Here is a 14,673-nt window from a genome sequence, read left to right on the forward strand (position 1 = left end):
ACGAAAGCGCCCTGGCATCGCGGGGGCGCCCGGGCGGGACCTCCTCGCCCCTCAGCGGGAGGCGACCGACGACAGCTGGTCCAAGGTGGCCGCGACCGCCGGCACCTGTGAGAGGTCGGGAAGGGTGAGCGCGACGATCTCCCGCTCGACAGGTGGGTCGAGCGTGATGGTGCGGGTGCCCTGGAGTCGCACCGTCTCCAATGCGAGCTCCGGCAGCACCGCCACCCCCAAACCCGCTTTGACCAGGCCGATCACTGCTGGTGAGTCATCGGTGGCAAAGTCGATGCGGGGGGTGAAACCGGCCGCGTCGCAGACTTCGACCAACTGGCGACGGCAGCGCGGGCAGCCCGCGATCCACGGCTCCTCGGCAAGATCGGCGATGGTGACCGTACCGGCGTCCGCCAGGCGGTGATCTTCAGGAACCAGCCCCACCAGACGGTCCGTGAGCAACGGCCGGACGACCAGATCGTCCCATTCAGCCGAATCGCCGGAACTTTCTCCGCCGACCCCGACTGCGATGTCGCCCTTGCCGTAGCGGAAGGCGAGGGCGACATCGCAGTCCCCGTCGCGGAGCATCTCCACCGAGCGCGGCGGCTCGGCATCGACCAGCGAGACACGGGTACCGGGGTGGGCGGCGCGCAATGCGGCGAGGGCGGCGGGGACGAGGGTGGAACTGCCGCTGGGGAAGGAGACCAACCGGACCCGGCCGGCGCGCAGCCCCGCGATGGCGGCGACTTCCTCCTCGGCGGCAGTGAGGCCGGCAAGGATGCCCGAGGCATGGCGCACCAGCGCCTGTCCGGCCTGGGTCAGCCGCATCTCCCGGCCCGTACGAATCAGCAGGGGGGTGCCCGCGGAGGTCTCCAGCGCCTTCATCTGCTGGCTGACTGCCGGCTGGGTGCAGCCGAGGGTGCGGGCCGCGGCGGAGAAGGAGCCGGTCGTGGCCACCGCGCGGAGCACTCGGAGATGTCGGGCCTCGATCATTCTTTCAATATAAGCGACACTTGGATGTATCGGCAATTATCAACTGATTCATTTGAGTTTGCAGCGATTAGCGTGGTGCCATGAAGCTGCTGACCGTGAATGTGGGCACACCCCGGGCCGTCGACTACACCGCGAACCCCGGTGGTCTCACCGGAATCGACAAGCGCCCCGTCGGGGGTGAGGGCGCGGTACGAGTGGCGGAGCCGGGCCCGCGAGGGGTGGGAGGCAGCGGTGTCGCGGGGGACGCCGTCTGCGATCTGCGCCACCACGGCGGTAGCGACCAGGCGGTGTACGCGTTCGCCCGGGAGGACCTGGACTTCTGGGAGGGGGAGTTGGGGCGCCCCCTCGCCAACGGCTCCTTCGGGGAGAACCTCACGACGGCCGGTCTCGATGTCAACGGCGCACGGATCGGCGAGCGCTGGCGGATCGGCGACCGGTTGGTCCTGGAGGTGACGCACGGCCGGGTGCCCTGTCGGACGTTCGCGTCCTGGTTGGGCGAACGGGGCTGGGTCAGGCGCTTCACCGAGCACGCCGCACCCGGCGCCTATCTACGGGTGATCGAACCCGGCGAGATCCGGGCCGGCGACGCGATCGAGATCGTCCACCGCCCCGACCACGGGGTGACGGTCACCATGGCGTTCCGTGCCCAGACCGTCGAGCGCGCACTGCTGCCGCAGGTCCTGGCCGCGGGCGACGCGCTCCACCAGGGGCTCCTTGCGACGGCACGGGAGTACATGGAGAAGAGGGGCATCGCCTGAGAACCGCGTCGGGGGCAACGGCCCGGGGGCCTGACCTGACGGGGCAACGGCCCGGACCTGATCTGACGGGGCCGACCCCGTACGGCCCGCCGTAGTCGCCCGCACAAGGCACTGATCCTCCCGCCGATCGACTGCGCCCCTCATGAGCCGCACCCCCGGTGATCATCAGAAGCTCTCCACCGGTGCACCCCGGACGGTCGGGGCCGCAACCCCGCGACACCACCCGGATCGCCCGTCGGATCCGGGTGGCCCTGGGGGTATTCCCTGAGGGGAGGCGGCGAGCGCCTGGGGGACGACTGGGGGCTGTCCCCGATGCCCGCGGCAGTCAGAGATCGAAACGCTACAGCCATGCCCCGGCTCAAGCGCATCCTCATCGTCACCGGCACGGTCGTCACCGTGCTCGCGGCCGTTCTCGGTGCCGCCGCCTCCTGGATCTACACCAGCGCCGACGTCTCCACCGCCGGTACCCGCTTCAGCGAGGCGCTCGCGATACCCCCGCTGGCCCGACCGACCGTCGAGGCGGACGGCACCAAACTCTTCGAACTGACCATGCAGGCGGGTCAGAAGGAGTTCACCGCCGGCAAAAAGGCCGATACCTGGGGCTTCAACGGTGCCCATCTGGGGCCGACCCTGCGCGCTCAGCGCGGCGACAAGGTGAAGGTCCGCATCAAGAACACCCTGGACGAGCGGTCCACCGTCCATTGGCACGGGATGCACCTCCCCGCGAAGATGGACGGGGGCCCGCACCAGATGGTGGAGCCGGGCGACACCTGGACCCCGCAGTGGACGGTGGACCAGCCCGCCGCCTCACTCTGGTACCACCCGCATCCCCACGGCAGGACCGAGAAGCATGTACAGCGCGGACTGGCCGGCATGTTCCTGCTCGATGACGACGCCTCGGCCACCCTCGCGCTCCCGAAGACCTATGGAGTGGACGACCTCCCGGTCATGGTCCAGGACGTGACCCTCGACGACGGGAAACTCGACTTCGACCGCGGGCTTCTCCGCGACACCGGTTTTCTGGGTGAGCGGACCATGGTCAACGGCACGCTCGATCCCTATCGGACGGTCAGTGATGAACTGATACGGCTGAGGCTGCTCAATGCCTCCACCGCACGGATCTACGACTTCGGATTCGCCGACGACCGCTCGTTCTCGATGGTGGCAACCGACGGCGGACTAAGGGAAAAGCCGCTGCGGCTGAATCGCATCAAGCTGTCACCCGGCGAACGCGCGGAGATAGTCGTACGGATGGAACCCGGTGAGCGCGCGGTGCTCAGGAGCTTTCCGCACGAGGGATACGGAAGCAGCTGGGAGCGGCGATTGGCCGGCGGCGACGACACGTTCGACATTCTGGAACTGCGGGCGGACAAAGTCCTCCGCCCCTCCCCCGAACTGCCGTTCGAGTTGGCCGAACCCGAGGTGCCCGATGGGTCGGACTCGGTGCGGGAGCGCTACTTCGGGCTGGTGACCAGCAGTATCAACGGTCGCGAGATGAAGATGGACCGGATCGATCTGACCGTCACCCGCGGTACGGCCGAGACCTGGACCGTCCGCAATGAGCATGGAACCCCGCACAACTTCCATGTGCACGATGTGCAGTTCCGTATTCTCGAAGTCAATGGCAAACAGCCTTCGCCGGAGTTGCGGGGCGCAAAGGACACCGTCCTCATCCCGCCCGACACCACCGTGAAGCTTGCGATGCGCTTCGACGGGCCGGCCGACCCCAACACCCCGTACATGTACCACTGCCATCTGCTGTACCACGAAGACTTGGGAATGATGGGTCAGTTCGTGGTCGTCGAGAAGGGGCAGAAAGCAGGGACCGTGCGTGCACCGGAGTCCCATGCGGGGCACTAACGTGCCGCATATGACGACTGCACTGATCACGGGAGCCACCGCGGGCATCGGCGCCGCCTTTGCCCGGCGGCTCGCCGCCGATGGACACAATCTGGTGCTGGTGGCCCGCGACACCGAGCGGTTGCAGGAGCAGGCCACCGAACTGCACGACCGCCACGGCATCGAGGCCGAGGTGCTGACGGCCGACCTCTCGCAGGAACCGGGCATCTTGGCCGTGGAGAATCGGCTGCGCCATCGGAAGAGTCCGGTGGACCTGTTGGTCAACAATGCCGGCTTCGGAAACAAGGGGCGCTTCCTCCAGGTCTCCATGGCGGACGAGCTGACGATGCTCAAGGTCCACTGCGAGGCGGTGCTGCGGCTCACCTCGGCCGCCGCCGATTCGATGCAGGAACGCGGTCGGGGCGGTGTGGTCAACGTGGCCTCGGTCGCCGCCTTCATGCCCCGCGGGACCTACGGCGCCTCCAAGGCGTGGGTCGTGCAGTTCACCCAGGGAGCCGCCCGGGACCTGGCCGGCTCGGGAGTGCGTTTGATGGCGCTGTGCCCCGGATTCGTACGGACCGAGTTCCACCAGCGGGCCGGGATGGGGACGGACAACATCCCCGGTTGGATGTGGCTGGACGCGGACAAGCTGGTGGAAGCAGCGCTGGCCGACCTGGCGCGGGGGAAGACCGTTTCGATCCCCGACCCGCGGTACAAGGCGCTGATGGGGCTGGTGAAGTTGGCCCCGCGTAGCGTGCTCGGGGGGATCACCTCCAAGACGGGACGCAAGTACGGACCGCAGTAGCCGAAACGGCTCGCAGGAACGGCTCGCAGGAGACCGTCCAACCCGACCGGCAGCAGGGAGCCCGGTTCCACCATGAGCAAGCGCCACACCGATGACCGCCCCCGGGTCCTCCTCGCCATGGGTCCGGGAGTCGCCGAACGGTTGCTGACCGAGCGCCACCGGGAGCGGCTCACCTCCCTCGCCCGTACCGATCCCAGGCTGGTCGCCCATGACCTGACCGATCCGTCCCCCGCGGTGATGGCCGCGCTCGCCTCCGCCGATGCGCTGCTGACCTGCTGGGGTGCACCTCCGCTCACCGCCGGGGTGCTCGCCGGTACGCCACGGCTGCGGGCGGTCGTCCATGCGGCGGGTTCCGTGAAGCACCACATCACCGACGCCTGCTGGGAGCGCGGCATCTCCGTGTCGTCCGCCGCGGGCGTCAATGCGCTGCCCGTCGCCGAGTACACCCTCGCCGCGATCCTCTTCGCGGGAAAGGGGGTCCTCGCATCGGCCCGGCGCTACGCACGGTCGCGGTCCCTCGACGGTCAGGCCGAAGCACTGGCCGACCTGGGCAACCACGGCCGTACGGTGGGGATCGTCGGGGCGTCCCGCATCGGCCGCCGCGTGATCGAGTTGCTTCGCCCGTTCGACCTGCGCGTGTTGCTGTACGACCCCTTCTGCACGACGGCGGATGCCGAGGCCCTCGGGGTCGTACGGGTCGATCTGGATGAGTTGTGCCGCGCCAGCGACATCGTTTCCGTACACGCTCCGGAGGTGCCGGAGACCCGTCGGATGATCGACGGGCGGCGGCTGGCCCTGATGCGCGACGGCACCACGTTGATCAACACCTCCCGTGGGTCGCTCGTCGACGAGCAGGCGCTCATCGACGAGTTGTCCGCAGGTCGGCTGCAGGCGGTCCTCGATGTGACCGAGAGCGAGCCACCGCCCGTGGACTCCCCCCTCTACGAGCTGCCGAATGTGCTGCTCACTCCGCACGTGGCCGGTTCACTCGGCAATGAGCTGCACCGGATGGCGGATTTCGCCCTCGACGAGTTGGAACGCTTCGGCCGGGGGCTACCGTTCGCGGAGCCCGTACCGATCGGGTCGCTCGACCGCTCCGCATAGCGACTGCCGCACCCGGCGAAGCGTGGCGGCCGATCGGGCGGGGCCGGGCGGTCACATGTGTGCCGATGGATCCGTCATATCTGGGAAGGCGCGGGAGACCAGGAAGCCGGGACCCGGGAGCCCGGGAGAGACGGACCGGCGGAGCTCAGGAGCGGATGCATGGATGACTTTCTGACGGAACGCTTCACCGCGGAACGACCGCGGCTGAAGGCGGTCGCCTATCGGATGCTCGGCTCGCTCAGCGAGGCCGACGACGCGGTCCAGGAAGCCTGGCTGAAGCTGCACCGCACGGAAGCCGCCGGGGTCGAGAACCTCAGCGGCTGGTTGACCACCGTCGTGGGACGGGTCTGCCTCGACATGCTGCGCTCGCGCACCGCACGCCGTGAGGACTCCCTCGATGTGCGCGTACCCGACCCGGTCGTCCAGACGGAAGCGGTGAGCGATCCGGAGCACGAGGCGCTGATGGCGGACTCGGTCGGCTTGGCGCTGCTGGTGGTGTTGGAGACCCTGGGTCCGACCGAGCGGCTCGTCTTCGTGCTCCACGACATGTTCGGCGTGCCCTTCGACGAGATCTCCCCCGTCGTGGGTCGGTCGCCGGCGGCCACCCGGCAACTCGCGAGCCGAGCCCGGCGCAGGGTGCGGGGCACCGGCACCACCGCGGTACCCGATGACCTCCCCCGCCAGCGCACGGTGGTCGAAGCCTTCCTCGCGGCCTCACGCGGCGGTGACTTCGAGGCACTGGTGGCCCTGCTCGCCCCGGACGTGGTCCTGCGGGCGGACGTCGGTGGCGCGCCGATGATGTCCTCGAAGGAGGTGCGCGGCGCACGGAAGGTCGCCGGGCAGGCGATGCAGTTCCGTCAGTACGCGCAGTACGCACGGCCGGTGCTGGTCAACGGGGGTGCGGGAGTGCTCACCGCACCCGGTGGACAACCGTTGTCGATCATGGGATTCACCATCACGGGTGGCCGGATCGTGGCGATCCACATCCTCGCCGATCCAGAGCGGCTCGGCGGTCTGGAACTGACGCTTCCGGGATTTCCCCGGCAGTGAACGCACGAGCAGGGCCCGGTGCTTCCGCGACGGAAGCACCGGGCCCTTCTCTGTACTGCGCTCACCACTTCCGTACGAGCGGCGCGGCGGCCGGTGAGCCGCTACGCCGACGTACGGGCCGAGACGTGTCTCAGTGGGAGTGGCCGTGACCGCCGTGGCCGGCGTCGCCCTCGTCCTCGGCCGGCTTCTCGACGACCAGGGTCTCGGTCGTGAGCAGCAGGGAGGCGATGGAGGCGGCGTTCTCCAGGGCGGAGCGGGTGACCTTGACCGGGTCGATGACGCCGGCCTTCACCAGGTCGCCGTACTCGCCGGTCGCGGCGTTGAAGCCCTGGCCCTCGTCCAGCTCGGCGACCTTGGAGGTGATGACGTAGCCCTCAAGGCCGGCGTTCTCCGCGATCCAGCGCAGCGGCTCGACGGCGGCGCGACGGACGACGGCGACACCGGTGGCCTCGTCGCCCTCCTTGCCGAGGTTGTCGGCGAGGACCTTGACCGCGTGGACGAGCGCGGAGCCACCACCGGAGACGATGCCCTCCTCGACCGCGGCGCGAGTCGCGGAGATGGCGTCCTCCAGACGGTGCTTCTTCTCCTTGAGCTCCACCTCGGTGGCGGCACCGACGCGAATCACACACACGCCGCCGGCCAGCTTGGCGAGGCGCTCCTGGAGCTTCTCGCGGTCCCAGTCGGAGTCCGTGGAGGCGATCTCGGCCTTGATCTGGTTGACGCGACCGACGATGTCGTCGCTGCCACCGGCACCGTCGACGATGGTCGTGTCGTCCTTGGTGATCGTGACGCGGCGGGCGGTGCCCAGCATGTCCAGACCGGCCTGGTCGAGCTTGAGGCCGACCTCTTCGGAGATGACGGTGGCACCGGTGAGGGTGGCCATGTCCTGGAGCATCGCCTTGCGGCGGTCGCCGAAGCCGGGGGCCTTGACGGCCACGGCGTTGAACCGGCCGCGGATCTTGTTGACGATCAGGGTGGAGAGGGCTTCGCCGTCGACGTCCTCGGCGATGACCAGCAGGGGCTTGGAGCCACCCTCCTGGATGACCTTCTCCAGCAGGGGCAGCAGGTCCTGGATGGACGAGATCTTGCCCTGGTTGATCAGGATGTACGGGTCCTCAAGGACGGCCTCCATACGCTCCTGGTCGGTGACCATGTACGGAGAGAGGTAGCCCTTGTCGAAGGCCATGCCCTCGGTGAAGTCGAGCTCCAGGCCGAAGGTGTTGGACTCCTCGACGGTGATGACGCCGTCCTTGCCGACCTTGTCCATCGCCTCGCCGATCAGCTCACCGACCTGCTGGTCCTGAGCGGAAAGAGCGGCGACGGCGGCGATGTCGGCCTTGTCCTCGATCGGACGGGCGCTGCGCAGGAGCTCATCGGACACGGCCTTGACGGCGGCGTCGATGCCCTTCTTCAGGGAGGCCGGGGAGGCGCCGGCGGCGACGTTGCGCAGGCCCTCGCGGACCAGCGCCTGCGCGAGCACGGTGGCGGTGGTGGTGCCGTCACCAGCGATGTCGTTGGTCTTGGTCGCCACCTCCTTCACCAGCTGGGCGCCGAGGTTCTCGTACGGGTCGTCGAGCTCGACCTCGCGGGCGATCGTGACACCGTCGTTGGTGATGGTGGGGGCGCCGAACTTCTTGTCGATGACGACATTGCGGCCACGGGGGCCGATCGTCACCTTGACCGTGTCGGCAAGCTTGTTGACGCCGCGCTCGAGGGCGCGACGGGCGTCCTCGTCGAACTTCAGGATCTTCGCCATGGGAGCGTTTCTGTCCTCTTCTGAGACGAACTGCGCCCCTAGCGCCCGGATATGGATGTCAGCGGGGGCCAGGGGCGCAGCTCAATAACAAACGGGGTATGAAGTGTTCCGGGCGCGACCCGGAAACCCGTCCTACTTCTCGACGATGGCGAGCACGTCGCGGGCCGAGAGGACGAGGTACTCCTCGCCGTTGTACTTCACCTCGGTGCCGCCGTACTTGCTGTAAAGCACGACATCGCCGGTGTTGACGTCGAGCGGAAGCCGCTCGCCGTTCTCGAAGCGACCCGGGCCGACCGCAAGGACGACGCCCTCCTGGGGCTTCTCCTTCGCGGTGTCCGGGATGACCAGGCCAGAGGCCGTGGTCTGCTCGGCGTCGAGCGGCTGGACCACAATGCGGTCCTCAAGCGGCTTGATGGCAACCTTGGAGCTGGTGGTCGTCACGATCCGACCTCCCCCTTCGGAGATCTCACGGGGTTAACTGATCTTGGGTGGCGACCAGATCGATCCGTCGTCGCGGGTGCCGGACCTGCCTGTCGCTGTGCTGGCACTCTCCAGTGGGGAGTGCCAGACCCGAGACTATGACTGCGATTAGCACTCGGTCAAGCGGAGTGCCAATGCTGGCGGGTCCGATGCGCCCGTTCCATCACCGTCGACCAGCACGCTTCTCTCAATATTGCCTGCTCAGAGCCGTCTTGGATCGATCAGCGAAAGTTCGGCAACAGGAATTCGCCAACACGTCACACCTGCGGATGACACCACTCCGAGGGGTGGATCGGCCCTGCGGAAAGCTCGTACGACAAGGAGCACCGGGTGGCCACGGGCCGGAGATCCGGTGGTCGGACGCCCCTGCGAGCATCAGGCCAGAAGGCCGTGCGCCCCGGCGTACGGGCAGGGCCGCCGGGAATGCCGCACCGCGCGAGGCACTCCGGCGCACGGGCCCGGGCGGTGAGGGAACGATCCCTCACCCCGATCAGACGTAGTCCTCCAGGCGGGCCACCGCGTACCCCTTCTCGGTCACGGTCTTCATCACCTGCCGGATCATGTCGGTCATCGTGCCGCTCCAGTCCTTCCGGCCCCGGAAGTGCGTGAGGATGATGTCGCCCGGATGCAGGTCCCGGTCCCATTCGCGCCACTCCATCCGATCGGGAAACGCCTCCGCCGCCCAGAGCGGCACCGCGGTGACCCCACACGCCTGCGCGGCCCGCAGGGTGTCCCGGTTGTAGTTGCCGTACGGCGGCCTGAAGAGCTGCGGGCGCTTGCCGTACAGCTTCTGCAAATTGTCCTGCTGGCCGCAGATCTCGCGCTTCTGCGCCGTGTAGGACAGCCCGGGCATGTAGCGGTGGTTGAGGGTGTGGTTGTGGAGCGCGACCCCGCGGTCGCGCATCTGACGGAAGTAGCCGTAGTTGTCGTTGATCACGTAGTCGCTGAGGAAGGCGCTGTACGGGATCTGGAGCTCGCTCATCATCCGGAGGAGCTCTGGGTCCTTCTCCGTACCGTCGTCGATGGTCAGGAAGACCACCCTCTCCGTGACCGGCACCGTGGTGAAGACCGGTGGCAGCGACTCGCCGCCCTCGACCTCGAAGCCCTCGCGGGTGGCGATCTCCGGCTTGGTCGCGGGTGGCGCAGGAGCAACGAGCGGGGTGTGGGCGAGGCCCCACCTCTTGGCGGCGGCCACCCGTGCGACCCGGGCACGTTCGGCCTTCTCCGCCGCCTTCGCCTTCATGGCCCGCTGGGCTTTCGCGGCCTGGGCAGCCCGCTGGGCCTCCTCCGCCTTCTCGGGGGGTGCGCCCGCCGCACCAGCCGCCTCCTTCGCCGGCTGCCCCGGGCGTGCTGCGCTGCGTTCATCGGCGGCCCCGGCACACGCCGAGCCGAGGAGGGCGACGATCAGCGCAACGCCGATCGTCCGGCCCGTACGGAACCGCCCTCTGCGTCTGCGTGCCGACACCTGGCCGAGAACGCCTCCTGTCCCACTGGTGTGCCCATCGGAAATCTCACCACCCAGCTCAGTGATTTTGAGGAGATTCTTTACGTTTTGTCGGTTTAGCTGCATGGCGCTGGATACTGTCAGCCACCCTCCGCACGACCACGCCGACACCGCCGCCGACCCCGACCCGTCCCCCACCTGGCCCACAATGGGCCGGTGAACGACCTCTCCTCACTCTCCGCACTCCTCTCGGACGAGGGCCAAGCGCTGCTCATGGAACTGCGCGACCACTCCCCCGCCCAGGAGTTGGCAATCGCCACCCGACTGCGCCGCGAGCACCCGCCCGAACTGGTCTCGGCGGCACTCGGGCAGGCGCGGCTGCGGCAGCGGGCGGTCGCGAAGTTCGGAGCCGAGGACGCATACCGGATGTACTTCACGCCGAACGGTGTCGAACAGTCGACCCGTCGATCGGTCGCCGAGTACCGTGCCGCCCGCTTCTCCGCCCTGGGCGTCGGTAGCGTGGCCGACCTCTGCAGCGGGATCGGCGGCGACGCCATCGCCCTGGCCCGCGCCGGCGTACGGGTGCTGGCCGTGGACCATGACCCGCTCACCGCGGCGACCGCCCGGGCCAATGCGCAGGCACTCGGCCTGTCCGAGTTCATCGAAGTCCGCTGCGCCGACGTCATGGAGACGGACACCAGCCCCTACGACGCGGTCTTCGTCGATCCGGCCCGCAGGGGCGGCCGGGGCAGGATCTTCGACCCGGAGGCGTACTCACCGCCGCTGTCCTGGGCGATCGAAGCCGCCCGTACGCGCCCCCACGCCGCCCTCAAGATCGCACCCGGCATCCCGCACGAGTTGGTGCCCCCGGACTTCTCGGCCGAGTGGATCTCGGACGAGAAGGACGTGAAGGAGGCCGTGCTCTGGCACGGCGGCCCTGCCACACCCCGCATCACGGCCACCCTGCTGCCGGGCCCCCACACCCTGCCCTCGAACGAACTCCCCGACCCTCCCGTACGCCCGGTGGGCCGCTATCTGTACGAACCGGACGGCGCGGTCGTCCGCGCCCACCTCGTCGCCGAGGCGGCCGAGGCGTTGGACGGCGGTCTGATCGACGCGACGATCGCGTACATCACCTCGAACGAACTGCGCCCCACCCCGTTCGCCACGGCCTACGAGGTCACCGACGTCCTGTCGTTCAGCCTGAAGAAGCTCAAGGCCCTGCTGCGGAGCCGGAACGTCGGAAACCTCACGGTCAAGAAGCGCGGATCGGCCGTGGAACCGGAGGAACTGCGCCGCCGGGTGAAGCCTCAGGGACCGAACGCGGCAACGGTGTTCCTGACCCGGGTCAACGGCGCCCCCTCGATGTTGATCGGGCACCCGGCCTAGGTGTATTGGCCACGAGTGTTGTTAACTCGGATCAGGTCTTGATCATGGCGAAGACCTCCGGTGTGGTGGAGGTGTCTAGGACTGCACCGCACGGAGGTCTTCGTGTCACACCGTAATGCCCGCTTGACCGTGCACGGCAGGCGGATCCTGGTCGAACGCGTCCTGACCGACAACGGCTCCTGCTACAAGTCCAGGGTCCACGAGATCACCCCCGGCGCCCGGGAAGACGATCTCCGGGGAATGGCGACCGCGTGGCGAACCGTCGCAACTGAGGCGACAAAGTCCTCGGACGCATTGACCAGCGCCATCTCGTACATCACCGACCCGCAAGGGAATGGTGAGTGGCAGGGCGCAATGAGGGCATTCTGCCAAACCATCTGGGGCACCACCGAGTGGGGGCGTACCCGAGACGAGGCGGGCCAGAGGGCGCAGACGGGTCGCAGTTGGAAGACCAGCCGAACCACTTCACCGGCTTCCCGGAGACCCATCATCGAGGTGCTCCACAAGACGGCGAACGCGATCCAGGAGATCCTCGAGCATCTTGCCGCGGTCGGGGAGAAGACAACGAAGACGACCGAACGCCTTGGCATCGAGGCCACCAAGGCAACCGTCAAAGATTTGACCATCGGCCTTGATCTCTGGGAGCTGACCAGGCTCGCGGCAACCATGGCCTTTGCCGAGATAGTCCTGACCTTCAGGTCCCATATGGACAAGGCCGCCATGGACGCCGCCGTCGAGAACTATCACCAGGCGTTCAGCGAAGCGGGTACCAAGCTGACCGCGCTCTTACCCGAACTGGACGAGGCGCTGCTCAGTGCTCCGACGTTCCAAGCCGAGCAAGCACGGGCCCAAGCCTTCGGCGCCCGGTCGCTCAACGAGTTCAAGCGAGAGCACAGCTGGCAGCGCGCCGAAGCTACCTTCCCGTACCAGTACTCCCTCGACCTGGCGACCACCGAGGAGCTCGGAGGGGGACACACCATTGACAAACACGTGGGCAAGACCGATGAACAGCTTCTGCAGCGTCTCCGCGACCAGGCCAATGGAGCAGGGATCCCCAGGATTCCGGCTGCATCGAGCTTCACCGATTTCGCATCGGCCCAGACGTACACCCAGCACTGCATTCGCTCGAACACCGAGACCATCAACAGCTGGCTGAGCAATCCGCCGCCGGAGCCCCCCAGCAAGGTCTTCCGAGTCGATGCGGTGCCCAGCGCCGGGCAGGTCAACGGACCAATGGTGACCGGCCGGACATCAGAGGTGGTCAACAACGCCCCCACACCGGTGACGGACGCCTACGGAGTGGCCACGCGGTTGAAGTACGACCCAAGCCTCGACCCACCCTTCGTTGTCGTGACCTCCATGCCTGAATAGCCTGACCAGGCTGCGCCAGCCGGACCACCAAAACCTCATTCGGACAACGACACGGGCAGGTCAAGTGACGACAGATCCCGACCGCACGGCCTGGGCGGAAGCGCTCACACTGTACGAGCGGCGCTACACCTTCGTCGCTGTCGGGCCTCGCGAGCATCCGGAGTGGGGCCTCGACCTGGCGTCCCTCGTACGGGGCACGACGCGGGACCCCCGCGCGTGGCGGAGCCTCGACCCGGACCAGGACGAGGAAGAACGCCAGGACGACGCGGCTTTCCCCTTTGTTGCGCCACCGACAACCGAACCGGAGATCAAGAGCTGGCGAGCGCATTTGACGGAGGTTCCGCGCGGATCGGCGAAGAGACTCCTCGTCGTACTCGGGACGCAGTACCTGGATGTCACTCGCGAGCGGGAGTTCGATCACAGGAGACCTGAGATGGAAGGCAAGGCAGACGTTCTACTGTCCAGATTCCCAGTTGAGTCCCGTTTCTACGCCAACACGGGATACGAAGGCGCGAATCCGGACTTCTACCAGGCGGTCACGGGGGTCCACACCTTCAGCCAGTACGACTGGGACGTCGGGCTGGTGATCGTCTCCGAGTCCGAGGTAGGACTCTTCTGGTCCTTCGACGCCACCTGAACCCAGGGGTCGATTCCCCCTTGATCCACCGTGTGAACCGGAGAAGCCGTGCTGACCCGATCCGCCTCCTACTGCGACCGAGAGGCCGCCCAATGGGCCACCCAACAGGTCGTCAACCGCAATGAACGATCGATCCGCCACTGGCTCGCGCAGGACAACCGAGCGCGTCTGAGCATCGAAGCAGCCTGGCCATCCCGTTCACAGCCGGTCGGGCGGGTGCTGCTCCAGTCCATGGTGCTCGCCGGAAGGGGTGCCCTGGATGTGCGGTCGGCGCGGGTGGTGCTCAGGAGGGACCCGTCGAGCCCCCACGGCTTCGTCGTGCACGCCACTTTCCCCGTCTATCTGTAGAGGCCCTGGACATGCCCATGAAGCCGCTCGACTTCGACAGCCGTTACGGTGAACTGGATGTGGTGATCGCGGCATACATCGGGGAGCCGGCCGACGACACATCGGACAAGTCGAGCCGTGCGCTTCAGGCGTATCTACGCCACACCTGGCGTACACGGCCGTGGTCCCTGGCCCTCGCGGAACAGCAGATTCGCACCTACGCGCGCAATCCACCTGGCAGAGTGCGTCAGCGGCTCGGCGAGTTCTATCCCGTCCCCGACATCGGCCTGCCGGACTCCGGGATCCAAGCCTGGCTTCTCCACATCGCCGGCCACATCAGACGCAGCGTCGAGCAGGGGGAAGCCCCATTCCCCTCACCCTCCCCACTGACCCACTGGGAGTGGCACGCCAGATTTCCTGAGCTGGCCCAACTCTTGGGAGGATGGTTCTCGCAGGACATGCCGGACGAGTTCGTGGACCACGACTCGGCGATCCGGGACTACGTCTCCACGGCGAACCACACGGTGGTAGCGCGCGTCATCGGTGAGGTGCACGAGTTGCTCTCCCTCGGCCTGGAGGATGCGGACTACGCACTCGCGGTCTCCGAGTTGGGTTTGGAGGTCGATCCGTTCACGTCCTCGACACCACGCGGATGGCTCGCTTGGGTGGCAGAGCGTCTTGTCGAGTTCGGGTCGGGATACGGGCAACCCGATGTCGGAGGATGACTCATGA

Annotated in this window: 14 protein-coding genes; 10 read left to right on the forward strand and 4 right to left on the reverse strand. The window is 67.6% G+C overall.

Translation table 11 applies throughout. The annotated features are described in order from the left end of the window. Positions 1–51: 51 nt before the first annotated feature. Positions 52–981 carry a LysR family transcriptional regulator gene (locus ACFXJL_RS04390; RefSeq protein ID WP_358876440.1) on the reverse strand — a complete coding sequence of 310 codons (930 nt, stop codon included), beginning with the start codon at positions 979–981 and terminating at the stop codon, positions 52–54. Between the two features lie 80 nt (positions 982–1,061). On the opposite strand from ACFXJL_RS04390, the gene ACFXJL_RS04395 reads away from it, so the two are divergent. The 5 genes from ACFXJL_RS04395 (at position 1,062) to sigJ (ending at position 6,537) form a co-directional block, all read left to right on the forward strand. Next, positions 1,062–1,739 (forward strand): MOSC domain-containing protein, encoded by a 678-nt coding sequence (locus ACFXJL_RS04395; RefSeq protein WP_384689043.1) that lies wholly within the window; start codon positions 1,062–1,064, stop codon positions 1,737–1,739. Positions 1,740–2,087: 348 nt separating this feature from the next. Continuing rightward, entirely contained in the window at positions 2,088–3,599 is a 1,512-nt protein-coding gene (locus tag ACFXJL_RS04400) for a multicopper oxidase family protein (RefSeq protein ID WP_384689046.1), read from the forward strand. Between the two features lie 10 nt (positions 3,600–3,609). Continuing rightward, complete coding sequence (locus ACFXJL_RS04405; protein ID WP_358876443.1) at positions 3,610–4,383, forward strand: SDR family oxidoreductase; 774 nt, start codon at positions 3,610–3,612, stop codon at positions 4,381–4,383. A 72-nt stretch (positions 4,384–4,455) separates the two neighbouring features. Then, on the forward strand, positions 4,456–5,487 hold the full coding sequence (locus tag ACFXJL_RS04410; RefSeq protein ID WP_384689050.1) for a hydroxyacid dehydrogenase: 1,032 nt from the start codon (positions 4,456–4,458) through the stop codon (positions 5,485–5,487). Between the two features lie 159 nt (positions 5,488–5,646). Then, positions 5,647–6,537: an RNA polymerase sigma factor SigJ gene (gene sigJ / locus ACFXJL_RS04415; RefSeq protein ID WP_384689053.1), complete on the forward strand. Its 891-nt coding sequence runs from the start codon at positions 5,647–5,649 to the stop codon at positions 6,535–6,537. 130 nt (positions 6,538–6,667) lie between these two features. Here sigJ and groL read toward each other — a convergent pair whose 3' ends face one another. The 3 genes from groL to ACFXJL_RS04430 form a co-directional block, all read right to left on the reverse strand. Next, positions 6,668–8,293 carry a chaperonin GroEL gene (gene groL / locus ACFXJL_RS04420; protein ID WP_384631727.1) on the reverse strand — a complete coding sequence of 542 codons (1,626 nt, stop codon included), beginning with the start codon at positions 8,291–8,293 and terminating at the stop codon, positions 6,668–6,670. A 132-nt stretch (positions 8,294–8,425) separates the two neighbouring features. Continuing rightward, positions 8,426–8,734 carry a co-chaperone GroES gene (gene groES / locus ACFXJL_RS04425; protein ID WP_329022280.1) on the reverse strand — a complete coding sequence of 103 codons (309 nt, stop codon included), beginning with the start codon at positions 8,732–8,734 and terminating at the stop codon, positions 8,426–8,428. Positions 8,735–9,263: 529 nt separating this feature from the next. Beyond that, complete coding sequence (locus ACFXJL_RS04430; protein ID WP_384689056.1) at positions 9,264–10,238, reverse strand: polysaccharide deacetylase family protein; 975 nt, start codon at positions 10,236–10,238, stop codon at positions 9,264–9,266. Positions 10,239–10,490: 252 nt separating this feature from the next. On the opposite strand from ACFXJL_RS04430, the gene ACFXJL_RS04435 reads away from it, so the two are divergent. The 5 genes from ACFXJL_RS04435 to ACFXJL_RS04455 all read left to right on the forward strand — a co-directional run bounded on the left by ACFXJL_RS04435 (position 10,491) and on the right by ACFXJL_RS04455 (position 14,666). Next, a complete protein-coding gene (locus ACFXJL_RS04435; RefSeq protein ID WP_384689175.1) occupies positions 10,491–11,606 on the forward strand; it encodes a methyltransferase domain-containing protein in 1,116 nt (371 codons plus the stop codon). 129 nt (positions 11,607–11,735) lie between these two features. Next, the gene (locus ACFXJL_RS04440) at positions 11,736–12,977 is read left to right on the forward strand and encodes an RNase A-like domain-containing protein (protein ID WP_384689178.1); all 1,242 of its coding nucleotides are present in this window, start codon (positions 11,736–11,738) and stop codon (positions 12,975–12,977) included. A gap of 64 nt (positions 12,978–13,041) precedes the next feature. After that, a complete protein-coding gene (locus tag ACFXJL_RS04445) occupies positions 13,042–13,614 on the forward strand; it encodes a hypothetical protein (RefSeq protein WP_358876451.1) in 573 nt (190 codons plus the stop codon). 48 nt (positions 13,615–13,662) lie between these two features. Continuing rightward, on the forward strand, positions 13,663–13,962 hold the full coding sequence (locus tag ACFXJL_RS04450) for an RNase A-like domain-containing protein (protein ID WP_384689059.1): 300 nt from the start codon (positions 13,663–13,665) through the stop codon (positions 13,960–13,962). Between the two features lie 11 nt (positions 13,963–13,973). Next, positions 13,974–14,666 (forward strand): contact-dependent growth inhibition system immunity protein, encoded by a 693-nt coding sequence (locus tag ACFXJL_RS04455; RefSeq protein WP_384689062.1) that lies wholly within the window; start codon positions 13,974–13,976, stop codon positions 14,664–14,666. The last annotated feature ends 7 nt before the right edge of the window (positions 14,667–14,673 follow it).

It is taken from the genome of Streptomyces sp. NPDC059256 (assembly GCF_042753785.1).
Taxonomy (GTDB): Bacteria; Actinomycetota; Actinomycetes; order Streptomycetales; family Streptomycetaceae; genus Streptomyces.

Excerpts from the sequence above, each read along its gene's own strand:
- ACFXJL_RS04435 (WP_384689175.1), top strand. The coding sequence starts at position 10,491 with ATGGAACTGCGCGACCACTCCCCCGCCCAGGAGTTGGCAATCGCCACC.
- ACFXJL_RS04455 (WP_384689062.1), top strand. The coding sequence starts at position 13,974 with ATGCCCATGAAGCCGCTCGACTTCGACAGCCGTTACGGTGAACTGGAT.
- sigJ (WP_384689053.1), top strand. The coding sequence starts at position 5,647 with ATGGATGACTTTCTGACGGAACGCTTCACCGCGGAACGACCGCGGCTG.
- ACFXJL_RS04410 (WP_384689050.1), top strand. The coding sequence starts at position 4,456 with ATGAGCAAGCGCCACACCGATGACCGCCCCCGGGTCCTCCTCGCCATG.
- ACFXJL_RS04405 (WP_358876443.1), top strand. The coding sequence starts at position 3,610 with ATGACGACTGCACTGATCACGGGAGCCACCGCGGGCATCGGCGCCGCC.
- ACFXJL_RS04400 (WP_384689046.1), top strand. The coding sequence starts at position 2,088 with ATGCCCCGGCTCAAGCGCATCCTCATCGTCACCGGCACGGTCGTCACC.
- ACFXJL_RS04390 (WP_358876440.1), bottom strand. The coding sequence starts at position 981 with ATGATCGAGGCCCGACATCTCCGAGTGCTCCGCGCGGTGGCCACGACC.
- ACFXJL_RS04395 (WP_384689043.1), top strand. The coding sequence starts at position 1,062 with ATGAAGCTGCTGACCGTGAATGTGGGCACACCCCGGGCCGTCGACTAC.
- groL (WP_384631727.1), bottom strand. The coding sequence starts at position 8,293 with ATGGCGAAGATCCTGAAGTTCGACGAGGACGCCCGTCGCGCCCTCGAG.